The organism is Variovorax sp. AC194 (assembly GCF_979257995.1).
This window is the reverse complement of the sequence record NZ_OZ409823.1, coordinates 5,166,816-5,188,107: the sequence shown is the minus strand read 5'-3', so window position 1 is coordinate 5,188,107 and position 21,292 is coordinate 5,166,816. Positions and strand designations below refer to the sequence as shown.

The window sequence follows — 21,292 nt, the reverse complement described above, 5'->3', positions numbered from 1 at the left end:
TCCGAACTCGCCAAAACATGGGGAGTCAGGGATGTGGTTCATAGGCATGATTGCCGGCCTGTTCATTGGGGCGATCTTCGAATCGGTGCCCGTGGCGCTGGTTCTCGCACTCGTCGGCGCGTTCGCGTTCTCGAAGCTGTTCGGCAAGAAGAAAAAAGACGCGCCGCAGCGCACCGAAGCTGAAGGCGGCCTGCCGGAAGGGCGCGCCGTCGGCACGCCGGCCGCAGGGGCACCCGCGGGTGGCGTGCTGAAGCTGCAGCAGCGGGTGACCGAGCTCGAAGAGCGGGTGAACCAGCTCGAACGCCGGCTCGCGCGGGGCGCGGGCGAGGCGATCGCCGCACCCGCACCCGTACCGGTCATCGCGCCGGCCGCCGATCTCGCCACGTCCATGGGCGGCAAGCCCGTCGCAGAGGCGCCTTCGCTGCCGTTGGGCCAACCGGCGACCGCACGCGCCGCCGAGATGACGCGGCCGCGCATCGCGACCATGCAGGTTCCGCCGCCCGCCGTCGTCGCCAAGACGCCCATCGCAGAGCCGCAGGCCACGCCCGCACCCGCCGCGCCCGTCTTCGACAAGCCCGCCGCACCGCGCCCGCCCGAAACCGTCGTCGCACCCGCGCCGGTCACCGTGCCGCCGCTGGTGCGCCGTGCGCCCCCACCGCCTGCGCCACCACCGGTCCCGCTGCGCGACCGCCTGCCCGCACCGATCGCCAACCTGATCTTCGGCGGCAACATGCTGGTCAAGCTCGGCGTGCTGATCCTGTTCCTCGGCTTGGCCTTCCTGTTGCGCTACACGGCGGAACGCGTCACGGTGCCGATCGAGCTGCGCTACGCCGCGGTCGCGCTGGTCGGCGCGGGTCTCCTGGTGCTGGGCTGGCTGCTGCGCCACAAGCGCGCGGGCTATGCGCTGATATTGCAGGGCGCGGGCATCGGCGTCTTCTATCTCACGACGCTCGCGGCCATGAAGCTCAGCGGCCTGCTGCCGGCTAGCGTGGGCTTCGCGTTCCTGTTCGGCGTGGCGGTGCTCAGCGCTGCATTGGCGGTGCTGCAGAACGCGCCTCTGCTCGCCATCGTCGCCGCACTCGAAGGCTTCGCGGCGCCAGTGCTGGCATCGACCGGCTCCAACCAGCCGGTGGGCCTCTTCACCTACCTGCTGGTGCTCGACGTGGGCATCGTGCTGATCGCGTGGTTCAAGGCCTGGCGCGTGCTCAACCTGATCGGCTTCGTGGGCACCTTCACGCTCGCGGCCGGCTGGGCGCACAAGTACTACACCGACGACCAGTACGGCATTGTTCAGCCGTTCCTCGTCGTGTTCTTCCTGCTGTTCACGGCCATCGGCCTGTTCTTCGCGCGCCGCACGCTGTTCGACGCGCCGGTGCAGCCCGCGCAACCGCTCGCGACGCGCGCGCTCGACACGCTGCGACGCGCCGGCCGGGTCGACAGCTCGCTCGTCTTCGGCACGCCGATGGTCGCCTTCGGCATGCAGTACCTGCTGATGCATCCGTGGGAATACGGCGCCGCGTTCTCGGCGATGGCGCTCGCGGCGTTCTATCTCGTGATGGGCCGGCTGGTGTTCGCCACGCAGCCCAAGGGCCTCGCGCTGCTGGCGGAGGCCTATGCCATCGTCGGCGTGATCTTCGGCACGCTCGCCATTCCGCTCGGCCTCGAAGGGCAGTGGACCGGTGCGGCGTGGGCGGTCGAAGCGGCCGGCATGTACTGGCTGGGCGCGCGGCAGGGGCGCGTCTATGCGCGCGCCTTCTCGTTCCTGGTGTTCGCGGGCGCCGTGTGGAAGCTGCTCGAAGCCACGCAGGTCGATGGGGCCGCCGGGCACCCGCTGCTGCAGGGCTCGGTGATCGGCCCGCTGCTGGTCGCGGCGAGCGCCTTCGCGATGTGGGCCATGCACCGCCGCGCGAAGCTCGACGAGGGCGACGGCCTCGAAGCCATCGTCGGCAGCGCCTTGCCGTGGCTCGGCATGGCCGCGCTCACGCTGCTGCTGTGGCAGTGGTTCACGCCGCCCTGGGCCGCCGCGGCGACGGCCGTGCTCGCATCGGTCACCTTCGCGGTGGCCGTGCGCTTTGCGCTGCTGCCGCTCACCTCCGTGAGCTTCGGCATGCAGGCGCTGGCGGTGGCGGGTTTCGTCGCCACGCTGCACCGCGCGGGCGATGGGCTCGATGCCACGCAGGCGCTCGAAAGCGGCTGGCAGGGCGCCGCGGCCGCGTGCCTGATCGCGCTCAGCGTGCTCGGCAGCGCCGCCTGGTCGATGCGGCAGGCGCACCGCGCGGCACTGGCGCGCGGCGTGCAGCCGGTGTGGTCGGTCGGCAACGTGGTGGGCGTGATCGCGGGCGTGGGCCTGCTGCACCTGGCGATGCTGTTCCAGATCAGCCTCACGCAGGCCGCGCTGCTGTGGCCGCTGACCGCCACCGTCGTGCTGTGGGTGGCGCTGCGCATGGCGCACCTGCCGCTCGCGGCGTTCGCGGGCGTGCTGCATGCGGTCTCGGCGGTCCTCTTCATCGTGCTGGCGGAAATGGGCGGCGACATGCGCGTGCTGCGCCCCGCCTTCGGGCATCTGGGCTTCTGGACGCCGGTGGTGCTGGGGCTCACGGCGCTGCTGGCCGGCGACTGGCTGCGCGACGAGGCGCGGCCGCGCGAAGCCGGGGTCGTCGGCACGGCGCGCAAGCGCTGGGTCAACGCGTGGTGCGCCCTGCCTGCGGTGCTGTGGACGCCGGTGGTCTGGGGCCTGGGCTGGTGGCTCTTCGGCATGCTGGACGAAAGCGTCCGGACGCTGAATCTCCACGCGTTGGCGAGCCACGTGCCCGCGGCCGCCATGGCGGTGGTGCTGGTGACCTCCGTGCTGTCCGCGCTCGCGGCGCACCGGCGCGACTGGCCGCAGCTCGGCCGCGCGACGCTGGCCACGCTGCCCGGCTTCGGGCTGATCGCCGCCTACGGCATCGCGGGCGGCCCGACGCCGTTCTACGTGCCGTCGAGCGCGCTCGGCTGGATCGCCTGGCCGCTGGCGCTCGTGTGGCACCTGCGCCTGCTGCGTGCGCAGAAGCGCTGGCTCGACGCCTCGGTGCTGACGCCGTTCCACGTCGCGGGCTTCTGGCTCTTCCTGCTGCTCGCGGCGCGCGAATGCCAGTGGCAGCTCGGCCGCATCGGTGCCGAGTGGTCGAGCTGGCAACTGCTGGGCTGGGCGATCGTGCCGGCGCTCGTTCTGTGGGCGCTGCGCTCGCGCGTGCTGCTGCAGCGCTGGCCGCTCAATGAATACCGCAGCGCCTATCTGGAGTTCGCCGCGACGCCGGTGGCGGTGTACCTGCTGGCATGGGTGTGGGTGACCAACGCCGTGAGCCCCGGCGATGCGGCGCCGCTGCCTTATGTGCCGCTGCTCAATCCGCTTGAACTCGCGCAATGGCTCGTGCTGTTCGCGATGGTGCTCTGGTGGCGCGCGCTGCCAGAAGGCTCCTTCGCGCGCGTGCAGCCGATGGTCGCGAAGGGCGCGGTCGGCTTCACCGGCCTCGCGCTGCTGACCGGCATGGTGCTGCGCGCCTGCCATCACTACGCGGGCGTGGAATGGCGCTTCGACGCGCTCTACGCCTCGTGGCTCACGCAGGCGGCGCTGTCGATCACCTGGGCGATCTGCGGCGTGGTCGCGATGGTGCTGGGCCACGGGCGCCGGGTGCGCACGCTGTGGATCGCGGGTGCCGCGCTGCTCGGCGTGGTGGTGCTGAAGCTGTTCTTCGTCGAGCTGGCGGACCGCGGCGGGCTGTTCCGCATCGTGTCGTTCATTGCCGTCGGCGCCTTGCTGCTGCTGGTGGGGTACTTCGCGCCGGTGCCGCCGAAGAAGGAAGAGGCGGAGCCGAAGACGGCGCCGGCCGAAGGAGGTGCGGCATGAGCGGCCGTTCGATTCATGTCGTCTTCGTCGCGCTGATGGCGGTGGCGGGCGCCGCACAGGCGCAGCCGGTCACTTCAGCGCCCATCGCGCTGCAGGGCACCGGGCCGTACCACCGGCTCACGCTGCCGCTCGCCATCTATGGCCGCGCTGCCTATGGCGACCTCAGCGACCTGCGCGTCCAGAACGCCGCCGGGCATGCCGTGCCCTACGCGTGGCTCCGCAACGAGGCGGCGGCGCCGCGCACGGCCTCGCAAGCGGTGCCGATCTTCGCGTTGCCCGGCAACACCGCATCGGCAGACACCGCGCTCGCTTTCACCGTGCGTGCCGACGGCTCCCTGGCGCTCGACAACAAGACCGCCGCCAAGGCGAACGACGCGACCCAATGGCTCATCGACGTGAGCCAGGTCAAGGGCAGCCTGCTGCAGGCGCGCTTCGAGGTGGCACCCGATGCGCGCGGCCTGTTCGCCTTCCGGCTGGAGGCCAGCGAGGACCTGCAGCAATGGCGCCCGGTCGGCGGCGATGAGCAACTGGTGCGCCTGGCCCACGGCGGCCAGACCATCGAGCGCATGGCGGTCGAGCTGGGCAACCTGCGCACGCGCTTCCTGCGCCTGCGCTGGAGCGATCCGCAGCAGGGCGCGCCGCTCGCCAAGGTGGAGATCGACAGCGTGCAGGAGGTCGAGCCGGTGGCGCCGATCGAATGGTCCGACGCTCTGAAGCCCGAGCGCTGCGCCGAGGACTTCTGCGATTACGTGCTGCCGCGCGGCCTGCCGGTGCAGAGCCTGCGCATCGACCTGGCGGACATCAACACGCTGGCGCAGGTCGGCGTGTCGGGCCTCGTCGATGCCGCACCGGCTTCGGCGCCGCCGCCGCAGTTCGTGCCGCGCAACCCGCTCTACGCATTGCGGCACTCGCAGCGCCGCGCGACTGCGCTGCCCACGGGCCCGGGCGAGGCGCCGCTGCTCGACACGGTGGTGTACCGCCTCGCGCAAGCCGGCGGCGAGGCGCGCTCGCCGGTGCTGGCGCTCGACGGCGCGGTGTATTCGCGCCTGCGGCTGCGCACTTCCGGCCCGGTGAGCGTGCTCGGCGCGACGCCACCGACGATCGCCGTGGGGGCCACGCCGCGCACGCTGGTGTTTCTTGCGCAGGGCAGCGCGCCGTTCTCGCTCGCGTGGCGCGCGGCACCCGACACGGGCGCTGTGCAGGGGGCGGTGCCGGGTGCGCCGCTCGCGCTGTCGACGCTGATTCCGGGTTACGCCGCGGACAAGCCCGTCGCGGCGGACGGCGCCTCGGTCACGCTGCCGGTGGCTGCGGTCGATGCCGCTGTCGCAGCCCTCGCGCCCGTTCCCGAAACGGCGCCGCACGATCCGTCGCGCAAGTGGTGGCTCTGGGGGGCTTTGGGTGTCGGCCTGCTGCTGCTCGCAGGCATGGCGTGGTCGCTGTTCGCGAGCCTGCGCAAGGACAGCGCTGCAACCGACTGAGCCGGCTCGCCGCGGTCAGTTCGGATCGAAGCTGTCGCGGAAGGTGAACCAGGTCGAGCTCAGCGACATGGCTGCCAGCACCAGCGCCGTGCCGATCATCAGGATGTTGCCGACCGCCACGGCCGCGCCGCCCGCGCCCAGCGCGCCGACGCCCACCAGCACGGTGGCGACCAGGCCCATCGCGATGCCGGCCAGGAGGAACACACCGAACCACGAGAGCACGAAGAGCGCATAGGCGCCGAAGTTGCGGAACAGCGCGACGATGCTGAAGAAGATGCTCTTGACCGGCTCCACGCGGTGCCAGTGCACCAGCGCCGGCGCATGCCACATGGCCAGCGACAGCGGCAGGTTCAGGCACATCAGGAGCACGCGGGCGAGCTGGAAATCGCTGCTGGCCATCACCTCGGGGGTGATCGCGTCGTCCAGCAGGTAGGCGCGCATGAGCTGCCCGCCGTCGACCAGCGCGGTGACCATCACCGCGAAGACGAAGTAGATGGCCGAGATCACGCCCAGCACCACCAGCGAGCGCCACTCCGCGCGCATGGCGCCGAACACGGCCACGAACATCGCGGAGCCCGTGGGCCGCTGCGCATCGCCCAGGGTGCCGGCATTGCCGACGCCATCGGCGTTGTCGTCGTGGGCCACCGAGGTCGCCACCATCAGGCCCAGCGTCATGAAGGGCAGGAACACCGGTGCGACGATGCTGCCGATGAGCGGCAGCACCGACACCGTCGAGATCACCGCCATCAGCAGGAAGAACAGCGAGATGAAGGCGAGCGGCTGCCGCCAGAAGGTCTTGAGTCCGGAGCGGACCCAGGCGGCGCCGGTTCGCGCCGGCACGAGGTTGAGTTTCATGGGTTGCGGATCATGCGGCCATGAGCGGCTCGAGGGCCTGCGCCATGGCATGCGGATGGGTGGCGCGCTCGCGCAGCACGCGCTCGAAGTGCGTGGGATCGTGGGGCTTGAGCATGCTGGCCTCGCGCGGCAGGTGGAAGTCCCAGAGGCGCGAGATCCAGAAGCGCAGCGCCGCGGCGCGCAGCATCGCGGGCAGCAGCGCGCGCTCGGAGGCGTTCAGCGGGCGCACGGTTTCGTAGGCCGAGAGCAGGGCGTCGGCACGTTCGGCGTGGTGCACGCCGGTGGCCAGGTCGATGGCCCAGTCGTTCAGGCACACCGAGAGGTCGAAGAGCCAGGTGTCGGTGCCGGCGAAGTAGAAGTCGAACACGCCGGTCAGGCGCGGCGCGGAACCCGCTTGGTCGCCGGTCGCGAACATCACGTTGTCGCGGAACATGTCGGCATGCACCGGCCCGCGCGGCAGCGCCGCGTAGGCCGACGATTCGGCGATGTGGTTCTGGTAGGCGAGCTCGGCGCGCAGGAGCGCGGCCTGCGGCTCGTCGATGTAGGGCAGCACCACCGGCACGGTCTCGTTCCACCATGCGAGGCCGCGCAGGTTCGGCTGGATGCGCGGGAAGTCGCGCGCGGCGATGTGCATGCGCGCCAGCATCTCGCCCAGTTCGGCGCAGTGCGCGGCGGTCGGGGCGAGTTCGCTGCGGCCCGACAGGCGCTGCACCAGCGCCGCCGGCTTGCCCGCCACGATGTGCAGCAGTTCGCAGGGCGCATTGGCGGGAACCGTCAGCGCGTGGCCCTTGGGCGCTTGCACGGCCGGGTCGGCCACGGGCTCGGGCACCGGCAGGCCGCGGGCGGCCAGGTGCTTCATGAGGCAAAGGTAGTAAGGCAGCTGCTCGGCGTTCAGACGCTCGAACAGCGTGAGCACGAACTCGCCGGACTCGGTGGTCGCGAAGTAGTTGGTGTTCTCGATGCCGCCCTCGATGCCGCGCAGGTCGCGCAGCGCGCCCATGCCCAGGCGCTGGACGAGCGCGTCTGCCTCGCCGAATTGCACTTCGGTAAAAACTGCCATGAGGGGGTGCTCAGCGACGAGCCGGGAATGCGGTGGACGGGAGCGGCTGCGGCACGGTCAGAACTTCATCACGTTCCACACGCGGGCGCCGGTGCCGGTGGAGTTCGTGTCGTTCCCGCGAGCGGTGCCGGCGTCGTTGGGCAGCACTTCGTAGCCCGGCATGTTCGACTTGGGCTTGACGTTGATGCTCTGCGTGCGGCCGCCGTAGCGCACCTCGTCGACCGAGGCGCCGCTGTCTTCGGTGTGGATGTGCTCGACCTTCTGGTTGCGCCGGCCGTCGGCCTGCTCCTGATTTTGTAGCGGCTCCGCCGGGGCCGGGGTGGCAGCGGGCGCGGTTTGCGCGTGCACGGCGGCGAAGGGGGCTGCAAAGGCCAGCGCCAGCAGGATGCGGCGGGCGATCAGGAGTGTGGAGCTAGGCATGCCTTGATTGTAGGCGCGCCCTCGCGCCAGGGGTGTCGGCGCGCAGCGCATGGCGCCGTGGTTCGGCGCGCCGGTCCGGGCACGGCAAAATGGCCCGATGACCGACAAGAAAACGCTGCTGCTCGTCGATGGCTCGAGCTACCTGTACCGGGCCTTCCACGCCATGCCCGACCTGCGCGCCGTGCCCGGCGATTCGAAGAGCCCCGCCACCGGCGCCATCCGGGGAATGATCAACATGATGACGGCGCTGCGCCGCGAGGTGCGCGCCGACTATGCGGCCTGCATCTTCGATGCGCCCGGCAAGACCTTCCGCGACGACTGGTACCCCGAATACAAGGCCAACCGCTCGCCGATGCCGGACGACCTGCGCAGCCAGATCGACCCCATCCACGAAGTGGTGAAGCTCCTGGGCTGGCCGGTGCTCAGCGTGCCCGACGTGGAGGCCGACGACGTGATCGGCACGCTCGCCAAGATCGCCGCCGCGCAAGGCGTCGAGGTGATCGTCTCCAGCGGCGACAAGGACCTGAGCCAGCTGGTGGACGAGCACATCACCATCATCGACACGATGAACGGCAAGAAGCGCGACGTGGCCGGCGTGACGGCCGAGTTCGGCGTGCCGCCGAACCTCATGGTCGACTACCAGACGCTGGTCGGCGATACGGTGGACAACGTGCCCGGCGTCGAGAAGGTCGGCCCCAAGACGGCCGCCAAATGGCTGCTCGAATACGGCTCGCTCGACGCGCTGGTCGAACGCGCCGCCGAAGTGAAGGGCGCCGCCGGCGAGAACCTGCGCAAGGCGCTGGACAAGCTGCCGCTCAGCCGCAGGCTCGTCACCATCCGCACCGATTGCGACCTCGACGGCCACGTCGTGGGGCTGCCATCCCTCGAAGGCCTGCCCGTCGGCGCGCCGCAGACCGGCGAGCTCAAGCCCTTCTACGAGAAGTTCGGCTTCAAGAGCCTCGTCAAGTCGCTCGAAGCGCAGGAAGTGCCGCCCGAGCTGATCGAGGAAAACATCAAGAAGAAGGCCGCCAAGGCCAACACCGACCAGGGCGGCCTGTTCGACGAGCCTTCGGACCTGAGCGCGCTCGATGCCGCCGCGCCCGCGAGCAACCTCAAGTACGACACCATCACCACCTGGGAACAGTTCGACGGCTGGCTCGCGAGGCTCGAAGCCGCCGAGCTCGCGGCCATCGACACCGAGACCACCTCGCTCGACGAAATGGTCGCGCAGATCGTGGGCGTGAGCTTCAGCGTCGAGCCCGGCGAGGCGGCCTACATTCCGCTCACGCACAACTACCCCGACGCGCCCGCGCAGTTGCCCATCGACGAGGTGCTCGCCAAGCTCAAGCCCTGGCTCGAGAACGCCGACAAGAAAAAGCTCGGCCAGCACATCAAGTACGACCGCCACGTGTTCGCCAACCACGGCATCGAAGTGCAGGGCTACGCGCACGACACCATGCTGCAGAGCTACGTGCTCGAAGTGCACAAGCCGCACGGCCTCGCGAGCCTGGCCGAGCGCCACCTGGGCCGCAGCGGCATCTCGTATGAAGACCTCTGCGGCAAGGGCGCGCACCAGATTTCCTTCAGCCAGGTCGATATCGCCAAGGCCGCCGAATACTCGTGCGAAGACAGCGACCAGACCCTGGACGTGCACCGCACGCTGTGGCCGCAACTCGAAGCCAACGAGAAGCTGCGCTACGTCTACCAGCTCGAGATGGATTCGAGCGAGGCGCTCTACCGCGTGGAGCGCAACGGCGTGATGATCGACAGCGCCACGCTCGCCTCGCAGAGCCACGAACTGGGCACGCGCATCATGGCGCTGGAGCAGGAGGCCTACGAGATCGCGGGGCAGCCGTTCAACCTCGGCTCGCCCAAGCAGATCGGCGAGATCTTCTTCACCAAGCTGGGCCTGCCGGTGGTCAAGAAAACGCCGAGCGGCGCGCCCAGCACCGACGAAGAAGTGCTGGAGAAACTGGCCGAGGACTATCCGCTCCCCGCCAAGATCCTGGAGCACCGCGGCCTCTCCAAACTCAAGGGCACCTACACCGACAAGCTCGGCCAGCTGGCCAACCCGCGCACCGGGCGCGTGCACACGCACTACGCGCAGGCCGTGGCGGTGACGGGGCGCCTGAGCAGCAACGACCCGAACCTGCAGAACATCCCGATCCGCACGCCCGAAGGCCGTCGCGTGCGCGAGGCTTTCGTGGCACCGGTGGGCAGCGTGATCGCGAGCGCCGACTACTCGCAGATCGAGCTGCGCATCATGGCCCACATCAGCGGCGACGAGACGCTGCTGCGCGCCTTCACCGAAGGCATCGACGTGCACCGCGCGACGGCCGCCGAAGTGTTCGGGTCCACGCCCGACCAGGTATCGAGCGAGCAGCGCCGCTATGCGAAGGTCATCAACTTCGGCCTCATCTACGGCATGAGCAGCTTTGGCCTCGCGAAGAACCTGGGCATCGAGACCAAGGCCGCGGCCTCCTACATCGAGCGCTACTTCGCGCGCTACCCGGGCGTGAAGGCGTACATGGACGAGACCAAGGCGCTCGCCAAGGAGCAGGGCTACGTGGAGACGGTGTTCGGCCGGCGCCTGTACCTGCCCGAGATCAATTCGCCCAACGGCCCGCGCCGCGGCGGCGCCGAGCGCGCGGCCATCAACGCGCCGATGCAGGGCACGGCGGCCGACCTCATCAAGCTGAGCATGGTCAAGGTACAGAACGTGCTTGACGAAGAGAAGCGCGCCACCAAGATGATCATGCAGGTGCACGACGAACTGGTGTTCGAAGTGCCCGAGGCCGAGGTCGAATGGGTGCGCACCGAAATCCCGCGCCTGATGGCCGGCGTGGCGGCGCTGAAGGTGCCGCTGCTCGCCGAGATCGGCATCGGTCCCAACTGGGACAAAGCGCATTGAGGGCGCACGGAGCGCCCATTGATCCCCCGCGTCATCGACAAGAGACAACGAACGAAAGAAAAATCACGCCCATGAAAATCCAGCCCCGCCAATTCCTGCTCGCCGCCGTCTGCGCCGCCTTTATCGGCACCGCCTTCGCCGCCCCCGATGCCCGCGTCGCAGCGCTTGCCGCCAAAGAAAAGCCCGCGCTGCTCGATACGCTGAAAGAGCTGGTCTCCATCGAATCGGGCAGCCGCGATCTCGAAGGCCTGGAGAAGATCTCCGACCTCATCGCCGCGAAGTTCAAGGCCCTGGGTGGCGAGGTCGAGCTGATCGATCCGAGCGCCGAGGCCTACCGCATGGAAGACACGCCCGAGAAAATCGGCCGCGTCGTGCGCGCCACCTTCAAGGGCACGGGCAAGAAGAAAATTTTGCTCATCGCGCACATGGACACGGTCTATACCGTGGGCATGCTCAACAAGCAGCCGTTCCGCGTGGAGGGCGACAAGGCCTACGGCCTGGGCATCGCCGACGACAAGCAGGGCGTGGCGGTCATCACGCACACGGTCGCGATGCTGCAGGCGCTCAAGTTCAAGGAGTACGGCACGCTCACCGTGCTCATCAACGGCGACGAGGAAATCAGCTCGCCCGGCGCACGTGCGCTCATCACGCGCATGGGCGGCGAGCACGATGCGGTGATGTCGTTCGAGGGCGCCTCCATCAAGGACGACAAGCTCTCGCTGGCCACCGCGGGCATCGCCTCGGTCACGCTGCACGTCACCGGCAAGGCCTCGCACGCGGGCTCCGCGCCCGAGCTGGGCGTGAACGCGCTGTACGAGCTGTCGCACCAGATCCTGCAGATGCGCGATCTCTCGGACCCCGCCACAGGCCTGAAGATGAACTGGACCATCTCCAAGTCGGGCACCAACCGCAACGTGATCCCGGCATCGGCGACCGCGGGCGCCGACGTGCGCGTGCTCAAGGTGGCCGACTACGACCGCATCGAGCAGCAGGTCAACGAGCGCGTGAAGAAACAGCTGATTCCCGAAGCCAAGGTCGAGCTGAAGTTCGAGCGCCGCCGTCCGCCGCTCGAAGCGACCCCCGCCTCGATCGCGTTCGCCAAGCATGCGCAGGGCATCTACAAGGACGAGCTGGGCCGCCCGCTGGGCGCCGACGACAAGGCCGCCGGCGGCGGCACCGATGCCGCCTTCGCCTCGCTCAAGACCAAGGCGCCTGTCGTGGAGCGCTTCGGCCTGCAGGGCTTCGGTGCGCACTCGGCCGATGCCGAATACGTGCTGGTCGACTCCATCGAGCCGCGCCTGTACCTGGCCACCCGCATGGTGATGGACATCGCACGCGGCAAGACCGGCAACTGACCCTGCCGGCCCCTTCATGCGGCTGCGCCACATCGAGGTCTTCAACGCGATCATGCTCACGGGCAGCGTGAGCGCGGCCGCGCGGCTCATCAACATCACGCAGCCGGCGGTCAGCCGCACGCTGCAGCATGCCGAGCTGCAGCTGGGCTTTCCGCTGTTCCAGCGCGCCAAGGGGCGGCTCTCGCCGACCACCGAGGCGCTCACGCTGTACCCGCACATCGAGCGCCTGTTCGCGCAGCTGGACGAGGTGCAGCGGCTGGCCGCCAACCTCAAGGCCGGCAGCGACACGGGCGAGCTGCGCATCCTGAGCGTGCTCGCGCTGAGCTACGAGATCCTGCCGCGCGCCCTCAAGGCGTTCCGCGAAAAACACCCGGGCTATGCGATCACCGTCGAGTCGCTGCATTCGCCGCAGATCATGTCGGCGCTGCTGTTGCAGGAGGCCGACGTGGGCTTCGTCTTCAGCCCCGCGGTGCACCCCTCGCTCACGCAGGAGACGCTGGCCGACAGCCGCATGGTGTGCATCGCGCCCAAGGGGATGCTCCCGCGCGCGCTGGTGCGCAACGGCTCGGTGGCGCTGCACGACCTGGTCGACCGCCCGGTGATCGGGCTGGACAGCCGCGACCCCGTCGGCACGAGCCTGAGCCAGGCCTGCCGGCAGGCCGGCGTCGGCTTCCAGCAGGCGGTGGTGACGGTGCAGACCTACCACGCGGCCCTGGCCATGGCGCACCACGGCCTGGGCGTGGCGCTGGTCGATGGCTGCACGGCGCGCTCGGCGGACCGCGAGAAGGTCGACGTGCTCACGCTTGAGCCGCACATCCCGGTGCCGGTGCGCGCGCTGCGCTTCACCGGCCGCCCCGATTCGGTGGCGGTGCGCGGCATCACGCGCTGCATGCAGCAGGCGATCCAGGAAACGCTTTAGCAGGCGCTAGGCGCGCGGCAAGAAATACGCTTGAAGCGCCTCGTCGGCGAGCATCCTCGACTTCGCGAGGATCTCCGGCCCCAGCCCCGTTCCCTGGACGGAGAAGAAGTGCAGGTCCTTCAGGCCGATCTGGGCCAGGATGACTGTGAGGTAGGGCGTGAGGAAATCCGGCTGCCGCGCGTACTCGCCAGAAAAACTCCCGCCCGACGCCACAGCGATGAACACCGGCCGGTCGCGCAGCGTGCCGACCTTGCCGCCCGGACCCGTATTGAAAGTTCGGCGCGCGCGAACGACATGATCGATCCACGCCTTCAGCGCCGAGGGCACGCCCAGGTTGTGCATCGGCGTTCCGATGACCAAGGCGTCCGAATCCTCCAGCTCCCGGATCAGTTCGTCGGACAGGGCCACGGCCCCGTCCTGCGCGATCTCGGCCGTGGCCGAATGCTGGCCGAGCGCGTAGTTCGCGTCGATGTGGGGCAGGGCGTTGCCGCCGATCACCCGGTTCACCACCGTGGCGGCCGGCTCGCGGCCCATCAGGCGCGCGACGATTTTTCGGGAGAGCCTGAAGCTCTCGGAGGCTTCCCCGCGGGGGCTGCAGACGACATGCAGGATCTTCATGGTGACCACTTCGGATGCTTGTGAAAGAAGGCAGTCTAGGAAGCGCATGGCCTATCTCATAGAGCCATGAATGAAGATTGGGACTGATCCATAATCCGGCATGACGAACCCCGGCAAGACCACCCCCATCTCGCCACTGGACCCCACGGCGACCGAGCCTTACTACCGCCAGATCTACGAGCGCTTTCGCAGCGCCATCGCCGGCGGATTGCTCAAGCCCGGCGACCGGATTCCTTCGGCGCGCGCGCTGACGAAGGAGCTGGGCCTGGCCAGGGGCACCATCGAGACCGCGTATTCGCTGCTGTCCGCCGAGGGCTACATCCAGGCCCGCGGCCAGGCCGGCACAGTCGTCACGCCGGGCCTCAAACCCCGCACGCCCGTGGCGACCCCGCCGCCCGTGATCGACAGCGGGACGTCCTCGATCGGCTTTCGCCCGTACTCGATCCTTCCGTTCCAGATGGGCCTGCCCGCCCTCGACGAATTTCCCCGGAAGATCTGGGCCCGCCTCGGGGCGCGGTGCGCGCGTGCCATGCAGCCGTCCGACATGACGCACCCCTCGGTCTTCGGCCAGCCGATGCTGCGCGCGGAAATCGCCGCCTACCTGCAGATGTCGCGCGGCATCCACTGCACGGCATCGCAGGTGTTCGTGACCTCGGGGTACCGCCACTCCATCGAGCTCGTCGGCCTCGCGCTGCTCAAGGCGGGAGACCGCGTGTGGCTTGAGGACCCCGGCTATCCGCCCACGCGCGAACTGCTCGCGCAGATGCACATCGCGACCGTGCCGGTGCCGGTGGATGCAGACGGCATGGTCGTTGCCGAGGGCATCCGGTCGGCGCCGCGTGCGCGCATGGCGGTGGTCACGCCGGCGCACCAGAGCCCGCTGGGCGTGTCGCTCTCCTTGCAGCGGCGCCTGGCGCTGCTGGACTGGGCGGGACGCAACGACGCATGGATCGTGGAGGACGACTACGACGGCGAGTACCGCTACGTGAGCCGCCCGCTGCCCGCGCTCAAGAGCCTGGACCGCGACGGGCGCGTGCTCTATGCGGGCACCTTCAGCAAGGTGCTCTTTCCGAGCCTGCGGCTGGCCTATCTGGTGGTGCCGGAACCCCAGGTCGAGCGCTTCGAGCAGATCGTCCAGACCTTCGCGGGCGGCAGCCCCGAGCTCACGCAGTCCATCGTCACCGCCTTCATCAAGGAGGGCCATTTCGCGCGCCACATCCAGCGCATGCGCAAGCTCTACGCCGAGCGTCGCGAGGCCACCAAGGCGGGCCTGGAGAAGGTGCTGGGCAAGCACGTGAAGATCGATGCGCTGCCCGGCGGCATGCACCTCATCCTGCGGCTCACGGGTCGCCAGTCGGACCGCAAGCTCATGCTGCGCATGCGGGAAGACGGCCTCTTTGCCGAGGCGCTGTCGGAGTGGCAGCAGATCGGCAAGGGCCCCTCGGCATTGCTCGTCAACTTCACGAACATCGACTCCCGGGCCACGGCCGAGAAACTGGGCAAGCGCATCCTGGCCTTGATGTGAGCCGGGAAATCATGGCCTAGAACCGGATGCCATTCTTGGCTCTTCTGGACTGGACCAAGATCTTCGACGATAGAGTCCTTCTCAACCAGCACACACAAGGACTCCCCATGAGCCATCGCATCGACTACGCCAAGATCTCGCCCGACGTCTACAAGGCCTTCGGCGGCGTGTACGTCGCCGTCCAGAAAAGCGGCCTTCCCAAGCAACTGGTCGACCTCGTCTACCTGCGGGTGTCGCAGATCAACGGCTGCGCCTACTGCATCGACATGCATTCGCGCGACCTGCTGAAGTCCGGCCTCGCGGTCGACAAGCTCGTGCTGGTGCCCGTGTGGCACGACGCGGGTGCGGTGTTCAGCGCACGCGAACGCGCGGCGCTCGCCTGGGCGGAGACCGTGACGCGCGTTGCCGAGACGGGCGTGCCGGACACCGACTACGAGGCCGCCTCCGCCGAGTTCGGCGACAAGGAACTGGCCGACCTCACCTACGCGATCGGCCTCATGAACGCCTTCACCCGCTTCGGCGTCACGTTCCGCTCGACGCCTGCGGCCACGGTGGCTGCTGCGGCCGGGGCCTGAGCCATGGCCTGGGCATTGCTCGGCGTCGCCGGGCTTCTGGAGATCGTGTTCGCCTTCGCGATGAAATCGTCCGAAGGCTTCACACGGCTGGTGCCTGCGCTGTTCACGGTCGGCGCGGGCCTCTCGAGCGTGGTGCTGCTGTCGCTCTCGATGCGCACGCTGCCGATGGGCACGGGCTATGCGGTGTGGACCGGCATCGGCGCGGCCGGCACCGCGATCGTCGGCGTGCTGGTGATGGGCGACTCGGCCGCGCCGATGCGCCTCTTGTGCATCGCGCTCATCCTGGCGGGCGTCATCGGGCTGAAGCTGGTCTCCAGCAACTGAGAAGCTCGGTTCAGGCCTGCAGCGCCTGGCCGATCTTCAGCGCCGAGCCGAAGGCCAGCGTGAAACCCAGCGCGCCATGGCCGGTGTTGAACAGCATGTTGGGCGGCGCGCTCGGCAGCCGCCCGATGATCGGCAGCCCCTTCGGCGTGGCGGGCCGCATGCCGGTCCACGGGTGCAGTTCTTCCAGCCGGCTCGCATGCGGGAACACCGCGCGCGTGGCGGCCGCCAGCGTCTCGATGCGCGTCGCCGGAATGCTCGCGTCGTGCCCCACCAGCTCGGCCATGCCCGCCACGCGCAGGCGCGAGCCGATGCGCGCGAACACCACCTTGCGGGCGCTGTCGGTCACGTTCACGCGGGGCGCCGCGCCCGGCGAGGGATCGACCTCCACCGTGATGCTGTAGCCCTTGAGCGGATACACCGGCAGGTACGCGCCCAGCGCGCGGCCGAGCTTGTGCGAGGCCGAGCCCAGCGCCATCACGAAGGCATCGGCCTCGATGTCGCCCTCGCTCGAATTCACCGCGGCCACCCGAGCGCCGTTGCGCGCAAAGCCGTGCACGTCGGTGCCCAGCAGAAAGCGCACGCCGCGCGCGCGCAATGCGCCCATGAGTTCGGCGCACACCTTGAGGCAATCGGCCGCGCATTCGCTGGGCGTGTAGACGGCGCCCGCGATCTGGCCGCGGTAGCTCGCGAGCGCGGGCTCGATGACCACGCACTCCTGCGGCGTGACCATGCGCTGCTGGCTGCCCATGGTGCGCTGCAGTTCGAGCTGCGCGCGCGCGCCTTCGAGCGACGACGCATTGCCGTAGAGCACCAGCTTGCCGGTGGCCGAGAAATCGCAGTCGGGCGAGAGCTCCGCGCGCATGGCCTCGAACTCCGCGCGGCTCGACGCGGCCAGCGCGAGCAGCTTGGCGGTGGTGTCGCGCGAGGTCTCGGCGTTGCAGGCCGCCAGGAACTCCATGCCCCAGCGCCACTGCAGCGGATCGAGCTGGGGCCGCAGCTTGAGCGGCGAACTCGGCGACAGCAGCAGCTTGGGCAACTGCCGCCAGATCGATGCGTCGGCCAGCGGCTGCACATACGAGTAGCTGAGCTGGGCGCCATTGCCGCCGCTCGCGCCGGCGCCCGGCGTCGCGCGATCGATCACCGTGACCTGATGACCCCGGCGTTCGAGTTGCCAGGCAGTTGCCAGGCCCACGATGCCGGCACCGAGCACACACACATGCATGAAGGCAACTTTCCGGGAATGAAGTGAAGACAGAAAAGGAGGGGAGCCAGCGACTGTAGAGGCGCCCCGCGCGGCCCGGAAATGCCAAAAGAACCCCCGCCCATAACCTTTGGGCATGACCCCGGGGTTATTTGGAATTGTCGCGATGTGTCACTCCTTCTTACACTGCGCTTCTCTGTTCAATCCAACCGAATGAAGGCTCGAATGAAACTCTCCGTCTTGATGGCATCCATGGCTGCCGCGGTGCTCTTTACCGCCACTGGCGCGCAAGCCGCCGACACGCTCGCCAAGATTGCCGAGTCCGGCAAGATCACGCTCGCCTACCGCGAGTCGTCGGTGCCCTTCAGCTACCTGGACGGCCCCAACAAGCCGATCGGGTTCTCGGTGGAGCTCTCCAACGCCGTGGTCGAAGCGGTCAAGAAGAAGCTGAACAAGCCCAACCTGCAGGTCTCGCTGATGGCGGTCACCTCGCAGAACCGCATTCCGCTGATCACCAACGGCACCGTCGACCTGGAGTGCGGCTCCACCACCAACAACACCGCGCGCGGCAAGGACGTGGCCTTCGCGGTCAATCACTTCTACACCGGCACGCGCCTCTTGACCAAGAAGTCCTCCAAGATCAAGGACTACGCCGACCTCGCCAAGAAGACCGTGGCCAGCACCACCGGCACCACCAACGCGCTGGTCATGCGCAAGTACAACGCCGAGAAGAACCTCGGCATGGACATCGTGCTCGGCAAGGACCACGCCGATGCGTTCCTCCTGGTGGAGAGCGACCGCGCCGTCGCCTTCGCGATGGACGACATCCTGCTGTTCGGCCTGATCGCCAACTCCAAGAACCCGGCCGACTACGAAGTGGTGGGCGAGTCGCTGCAGGTCGAGCCCTACGCCTGCATGCTGCCCAAGGACGACCCGGCCTTCAAGAAGCTGGTGGACGACACCTTCACCAACATGATGAAGAGCGGCGAGTTCGAGAAGCTCTACACCAAGTGGTTCATGCAGCCGATTCCGCCGAAGAACGTGCCGCTGAACCTGCCGATGAGCGATCAGCTGAAGGAAAACCTCAAGGCCTTCAGCGACAAACCCGCAACCTGAGCTCGCCCCCAGGCTACGCGCACTTCGTGTCGCTTCGCCCACCCCCTGCCGGGGGCAATACCTGCGGCCCGGCAAAGCCGGTTCCGCGGTATTCCTGAAACAGAGAAAGACATGGTCTCGACAAACGTAGTTGGCATCTTGGGGGGCATGGGCCCCGCGGCGGGCGCCGACTTCGTCCGGCTCTTCGTGCAGGCCTGTGCCCAGCAGATGCGGGCGCGCGGCGAGCCGGTGCGCGACCAGTCCTTTCCCGAACACTGGCTCGCGCAGGTGCCGGTGCCCGACCGCACCGGCGCGCTGGCCTCGGACGCGAGCGGTGCGCACCAGCCGCTGGAGCCGATGCTGCAGGCGCTGGGCCGGCTGGCCGCGCTCGGCAGCCGCGCCGTGGCCATCGCCTGCAACACTGCGCATGCCTGGCATGCGAACCTGCAGGAGCGCTTTCCGCAGGTCGAGCTGCTGCACATGGCGCGCGAGACCGCGCAGCAACTGGCCGCGCAGGGCGCGACAGATGTGGCGCTGATGGCCACCGAGGGCACCTACCGCGTGCGTCTCTACGAACAGGCGCTGGCCGAAGCGGGCCTGGCCTGCCACGTGCCGCTGGCCGATGAGCGCCAGACCATCATGCGCGGCATCTTCGACGGGGTGAAGGCCGGCAACATGCCGCTGGCCGAGCAGTGCTTCTCCGAGGTCGCGCTGCGGCTGGCCGAGCGGCATGGGCCCGTCACCATCATCATGGGCTGCACCGAGGTGCCGCTGGGGCTGCAGGGCTCGGCTGCGGTGGCCGGGCTGAGCCTGGTCGATCCGGCGCAGGTGCTGGCGGCCGCATTGGCCAATCGGGCCTATGGGGCGTATGGGGCGCATGGGGCGTACGGCGCATCGTCCCGACCCCACTGAATTTCCGGTCATAGAGGCGCCCGGCCGATTTCGCCTACATTGCGGCGTGCGTTTTTTCGCGCGACGCCCCTTGTCCGACGATTCAACTGGAGCCCCTCCAATGTCCCCACTCGACGACAGCCGTTCCGACTTCGATTCGCTTCGCCCCGGCGACAGCACCGAGCAGGGCGCCACGCGCCGCACCGCCCTGAAGGCGGCCATCGGCGTCGGCTACGCAGCCGCCGTGATGCCGGTGATGGCGCAGACCGCCATTGCCACCTCGGCCGAAGGCCTGAAGGCCGGCCCGATCAAGTACACCGTCAACGGCTTCGAGGTGCCCGCCTATGCGGCGGCGCCGGCCGGCAAGACCGGCCTGCCGGTGATCCTGGTGATCCAGGAAATCTTCGGCGTGCACGAATACATCGCCGACACCTGCCGCCGCTTCGCCAAGCTGGGCTACCTGGCCATCGCGCCCGAGCTCTATGCGCGCCAGGGCGATCCGCGCGGCTACACCGACATTCCGAAGCTGCAGGCCGACATCGTGAGCAAGGTGCCCGATGCGCAGGTCATCGCCGACCTGGACGGCGCGCTGGCCTATGCCAAGGCCAACGGCGGCGACACCGGCAAGGCCGGCATCACGGGCTTCTGCTGGGGCGGGCGCATCGTGTGGCTCTATGCGGCGACCGGCAAGGTCAAGGCCGGCGTGGCCTGGTACGGCCGGCTGGTCGGGCAGGCCAGCGATCTGCAGCCGAAACACCCCATCGACATCGCCGCCAGCCTGCAGGCGCCGGTGCTCGGCCTCTACGGCGGAAAAGACCAGGGCATCCCCCTTGACACGGTTGATAAGATGAAAGCTGCTCTGGCCAATGGGACTCCTGCGGCCAAGGCATCGAGCTTCGTCGTGTACCCCGAAGCAGGCCACGCGTTCCATGCCGACTACCGCCCGAGCTACGTGAAGAGCGCAGCAGACGACGGATGGCAGCGCGCCACCGCCTGGTTCAAAGCCAATGGCGTCGCCTGACGACGGCGCCTTGTAGCCACTCTCCGCCGAAGGCCGTCCTGTGTGACGGCCTTTTCCTTTTTATGAACGGTATGCGGTCCTCACGACCGCTCCTCTTGCGCAAGCAGCTATGAATTTGATAGTCATCATCGCCGCGACCCTGGTCGCGGGCATCGGAAGTGTCTGGCTGGCGGCATTGCTGCTGCGCGTGGGCGTGCGCAGCGGCTCGGGCGGGGTGAATCCGCAGCACCTGTTGAGCCTGGCGGCCGGTGCGCTGCTGGCCACCGCCTTCATGCACCTCTTGCCCGAGGCCTTCGAGAGCCGCATCGAGCCGGCGCTGCTGTTCGCGGTACTGCTTTTCGGTCTCGTGTTCTTCTTCCTGCTCGACAAGGCGGAGCTCTGGCACCACGGGCACGAGCATCACCATGGCAACACCCCCGAAGGGGCGGATGCGCACAAGGGCGCTGACCATGATCACGGCCACGATCACGCGCACGACCATCACGGCCATGGACACGACCATGCCCCCAAGGGCGGGGGCAGCTGGGCCGTTCTCACCGGCGACAGCGTGCACTGCTTCGGCGACGGCATCCTCATCGCCTCCGCGTTCGTCGCCGACATTCGCCTGGGCCTCGTGGCGGCGCTGGCGGTGCTCGCGCATGAAGTGCCGCACCACATCGGCGACCTCGTGGTGCTGCGCCAGAGCTCGGCCAACCAGCGCGTGGCGCTCGTGAAGGTGTCGCTCGCCGGCACCATGACCATGCTGGGCGGCATCGCCGGCTGGTGGCTGGTCGACCAGCTGCACAGCTGGCTGCCGTACTTCCTGGTGCTGGCCGGCAGCAGCTTCGTCTACGTCGCGCTGGCCGACCTGATTCCGCAATTGCAAAAACGCTTGCCCGCCCGCCAGACCGCCGCGCAGGTGCTGTGGCTGGTCGCGGGCATCGTGCTGGTCACGCTGGTGAGCCGGCTCGCGCACGGCGAGCACGGCCATGACCATGGCCACGACGCGGGCCACGGCGAAACCGGCCACGTCCACAAGGACTGACGACGCAGGCCCGCATCGTCGGGGAGAGGGCAAGTCGGGAAACTTTCCGACACCGACGCCTCCGCGCGGATGAACCGGAACGGCCGAAACAGGCGCACCATAGGGGGCCGTACAGCATTCATCTGCCGAGGAGC

General features: G+C 68.8%; 17 protein-coding genes. 12 read left to right on the top strand and 5 right to left on the bottom strand.

The window, feature by feature from the left end; genetic code table 11:
• Nucleotides 1–46: 46 nt before the first annotated feature.
• Both ACZYRS_RS24700 and ACZYRS_RS24695 read left to right on the top strand, forming a co-directional pair.
• Nucleotides 47–3,886 carry a DUF2339 domain-containing protein gene (locus ACZYRS_RS24700; protein ID WP_463421358.1) on the top strand — a complete coding sequence of 1,280 codons (3,840 nt, stop codon included), beginning with the start codon at nucleotides 47–49 and terminating at the stop codon, nucleotides 3,884–3,886.
• Nucleotides 3,883–5,364, top strand: a complete 1,482-nt coding sequence (locus tag ACZYRS_RS24695) for a DUF3999 domain-containing protein (RefSeq protein ID WP_463421357.1) — start codon at nucleotides 3,883–3,885, stop codon at nucleotides 5,362–5,364. Before ACZYRS_RS24700 ends, ACZYRS_RS24695 begins: the two co-directional genes overlap by 4 nt.
• Nucleotides 5,365–5,379: 15 nt before the next feature.
• Here the strand turns inward: ACZYRS_RS24695 and ACZYRS_RS24690 are convergent, their stop codons facing one another.
• Genes ACZYRS_RS24690 through ACZYRS_RS24680 form a run of 3 tightly spaced genes read right to left on the bottom strand, consistent with a single transcriptional unit; the run spans nucleotide 5,380 to nucleotide 7,699 of the window.
• Nucleotides 5,380–6,219, bottom strand: coding sequence for a BPSS1780 family membrane protein (locus ACZYRS_RS24690; RefSeq protein WP_463421356.1), 840 nt, complete (start codon nucleotides 6,217–6,219; stop codon nucleotides 5,380–5,382).
• Nucleotides 6,220–6,229: 10 nt separating this feature from the next.
• Nucleotides 6,230–7,279: a homoserine kinase gene (locus ACZYRS_RS24685; RefSeq protein WP_463421355.1), complete on the bottom strand. Its 1,050-nt coding sequence runs from the start codon at nucleotides 7,277–7,279 to the stop codon at nucleotides 6,230–6,232.
• 57 nt (nucleotides 7,280–7,336) lie between these two features.
• Nucleotides 7,337–7,699 carry a hypothetical protein gene (locus ACZYRS_RS24680; protein ID WP_198788122.1) on the bottom strand — a complete coding sequence of 121 codons (363 nt, stop codon included), beginning with the start codon at nucleotides 7,697–7,699 and terminating at the stop codon, nucleotides 7,337–7,339.
• A gap of 97 nt (nucleotides 7,700–7,796) precedes the next feature.
• On the opposite strand from ACZYRS_RS24680, the gene polA reads away from it, so the two are divergent.
• From polA to ACZYRS_RS24665, 3 genes are all read left to right on the top strand, one after another.
• A complete protein-coding gene (gene polA / locus ACZYRS_RS24675; RefSeq protein WP_463421354.1) occupies nucleotides 7,797–10,610 on the top strand; it encodes a DNA polymerase I in 2,814 nt (937 codons plus the stop codon).
• Between the two features lie 71 nt (nucleotides 10,611–10,681).
• Complete coding sequence (locus ACZYRS_RS24670; protein WP_463421353.1) at nucleotides 10,682–11,965, top strand: M20/M25/M40 family metallo-hydrolase; 1,284 nt, start codon at nucleotides 10,682–10,684, stop codon at nucleotides 11,963–11,965.
• A 16-nt stretch (nucleotides 11,966–11,981) separates the two neighbouring features.
• Nucleotides 11,982–12,884 carry a LysR family transcriptional regulator gene (locus ACZYRS_RS24665; protein ID WP_093434656.1) on the top strand — a complete coding sequence of 301 codons (903 nt, stop codon included), beginning with the start codon at nucleotides 11,982–11,984 and terminating at the stop codon, nucleotides 12,882–12,884.
• Between the two features lie 6 nt (nucleotides 12,885–12,890).
• Here the strand turns inward: ACZYRS_RS24665 and ACZYRS_RS24660 are convergent, their stop codons facing one another.
• Complete coding sequence (locus ACZYRS_RS24660) at nucleotides 12,891–13,502, bottom strand: FMN-dependent NADH-azoreductase (protein WP_463421352.1); 612 nt, start codon at nucleotides 13,500–13,502, stop codon at nucleotides 12,891–12,893.
• A gap of 100 nt (nucleotides 13,503–13,602) precedes the next feature.
• Here ACZYRS_RS24660 and pdxR point away from each other — a divergent pair, with 100 nt between their 5' ends.
• The 3 genes from pdxR to ACZYRS_RS24645 all read left to right on the top strand — a co-directional run bounded on the left by pdxR (nucleotide 13,603) and on the right by ACZYRS_RS24645 (nucleotide 15,926).
• Complete coding sequence (gene pdxR, locus ACZYRS_RS24655; protein WP_463421351.1) at nucleotides 13,603–15,027, top strand: MocR-like pyridoxine biosynthesis transcription factor PdxR; 1,425 nt, start codon at nucleotides 13,603–13,605, stop codon at nucleotides 15,025–15,027.
• 107 nt (nucleotides 15,028–15,134) lie between these two features.
• Nucleotides 15,135–15,602, top strand: coding sequence for a carboxymuconolactone decarboxylase family protein (locus ACZYRS_RS24650; protein ID WP_463421350.1), 468 nt, complete (start codon nucleotides 15,135–15,137; stop codon nucleotides 15,600–15,602).
• A 3-nt stretch (nucleotides 15,603–15,605) separates the two neighbouring features.
• Entirely contained in the window at nucleotides 15,606–15,926 is a 321-nt protein-coding gene (locus ACZYRS_RS24645) for a DMT family transporter (RefSeq protein ID WP_093434648.1), read from the top strand.
• A gap of 10 nt (nucleotides 15,927–15,936) precedes the next feature.
• Here the strand turns inward: ACZYRS_RS24645 and ACZYRS_RS24640 are convergent, their stop codons facing one another.
• Entirely contained in the window at nucleotides 15,937–17,148 is a 1,212-nt protein-coding gene (locus ACZYRS_RS24640; RefSeq protein WP_463421349.1) for a D-amino acid dehydrogenase, read from the bottom strand.
• Nucleotides 17,149–17,352: 204 nt separating this feature from the next.
• On the opposite strand from ACZYRS_RS24640, the gene ACZYRS_RS24635 reads away from it, so the two are divergent.
• The 4 genes from ACZYRS_RS24635 to ACZYRS_RS24620 all read left to right on the top strand — a co-directional run bounded on the left by ACZYRS_RS24635 (nucleotide 17,353) and on the right by ACZYRS_RS24620 (nucleotide 21,158).
• A complete protein-coding gene (locus ACZYRS_RS24635; RefSeq protein ID WP_463421348.1) occupies nucleotides 17,353–18,243 on the top strand; it encodes a transporter substrate-binding domain-containing protein in 891 nt (296 codons plus the stop codon).
• A 111-nt stretch (nucleotides 18,244–18,354) separates the two neighbouring features.
• Nucleotides 18,355–19,134: an aspartate/glutamate racemase family protein gene (locus ACZYRS_RS24630; protein ID WP_463421347.1), complete on the top strand. Its 780-nt coding sequence runs from the start codon at nucleotides 18,355–18,357 to the stop codon at nucleotides 19,132–19,134.
• Nucleotides 19,135–19,234: 100 nt separating this feature from the next.
• Entirely contained in the window at nucleotides 19,235–20,134 is a 900-nt protein-coding gene (locus ACZYRS_RS24625) for a dienelactone hydrolase family protein (protein WP_463421346.1), read from the top strand.
• 109 nt (nucleotides 20,135–20,243) lie between these two features.
• A complete protein-coding gene (locus tag ACZYRS_RS24620; RefSeq protein ID WP_463421345.1) occupies nucleotides 20,244–21,158 on the top strand; it encodes a ZIP family metal transporter in 915 nt (304 codons plus the stop codon).
• The last annotated feature ends 134 nt before the right edge of the window (nucleotides 21,159–21,292 follow it).

Coding starts and splice junctions, on each gene's coding strand:
- ACZYRS_RS24625 (WP_463421346.1), top strand. CDS start 19,235: ATGTCCCCACTCGACGACAGCCGTTCCGACTTCGATTCGCTTCGCCCC.
- ACZYRS_RS24640 (WP_463421349.1), bottom strand. CDS start 17,148: ATGCATGTGTGTGTGCTCGGTGCCGGCATCGTGGGCCTGGCAACTGCC.
- pdxR (WP_463421351.1), top strand. CDS start 13,603: ATGACGAACCCCGGCAAGACCACCCCCATCTCGCCACTGGACCCCACG.
- polA (WP_463421354.1), top strand. CDS start 7,797: ATGACCGACAAGAAAACGCTGCTGCTCGTCGATGGCTCGAGCTACCTG.
- ACZYRS_RS24695 (WP_463421357.1), top strand. CDS start 3,883: ATGAGCGGCCGTTCGATTCATGTCGTCTTCGTCGCGCTGATGGCGGTG.
- ACZYRS_RS24680 (WP_198788122.1), bottom strand. CDS start 7,699: ATGCCTAGCTCCACACTCCTGATCGCCCGCCGCATCCTGCTGGCGCTG.
- ACZYRS_RS24650 (WP_463421350.1), top strand. CDS start 15,135: ATGAGCCATCGCATCGACTACGCCAAGATCTCGCCCGACGTCTACAAG.
- ACZYRS_RS24700 (WP_463421358.1), top strand. CDS start 47: ATGATTGCCGGCCTGTTCATTGGGGCGATCTTCGAATCGGTGCCCGTG.
- ACZYRS_RS24670 (WP_463421353.1), top strand. CDS start 10,682: ATGAAAATCCAGCCCCGCCAATTCCTGCTCGCCGCCGTCTGCGCCGCC.
- ACZYRS_RS24635 (WP_463421348.1), top strand. CDS start 17,353: ATGAAACTCTCCGTCTTGATGGCATCCATGGCTGCCGCGGTGCTCTTT.
- ACZYRS_RS24645 (WP_093434648.1), top strand. CDS start 15,606: ATGGCCTGGGCATTGCTCGGCGTCGCCGGGCTTCTGGAGATCGTGTTC.
- ACZYRS_RS24685 (WP_463421355.1), bottom strand. CDS start 7,279: ATGGCAGTTTTTACCGAAGTGCAATTCGGCGAGGCAGACGCGCTCGTC.
- ACZYRS_RS24630 (WP_463421347.1), top strand. CDS start 18,355: ATGGTCTCGACAAACGTAGTTGGCATCTTGGGGGGCATGGGCCCCGCG.
- ACZYRS_RS24660 (WP_463421352.1), bottom strand. CDS start 13,502: ATGAAGATCCTGCATGTCGTCTGCAGCCCCCGCGGGGAAGCCTCCGAG.
- ACZYRS_RS24620 (WP_463421345.1), top strand. CDS start 20,244: ATGAATTTGATAGTCATCATCGCCGCGACCCTGGTCGCGGGCATCGGA.
- ACZYRS_RS24690 (WP_463421356.1), bottom strand. CDS start 6,219: ATGAAACTCAACCTCGTGCCGGCGCGAACCGGCGCCGCCTGGGTCCGC.
- ACZYRS_RS24665 (WP_093434656.1), top strand. CDS start 11,982: ATGCGGCTGCGCCACATCGAGGTCTTCAACGCGATCATGCTCACGGGC.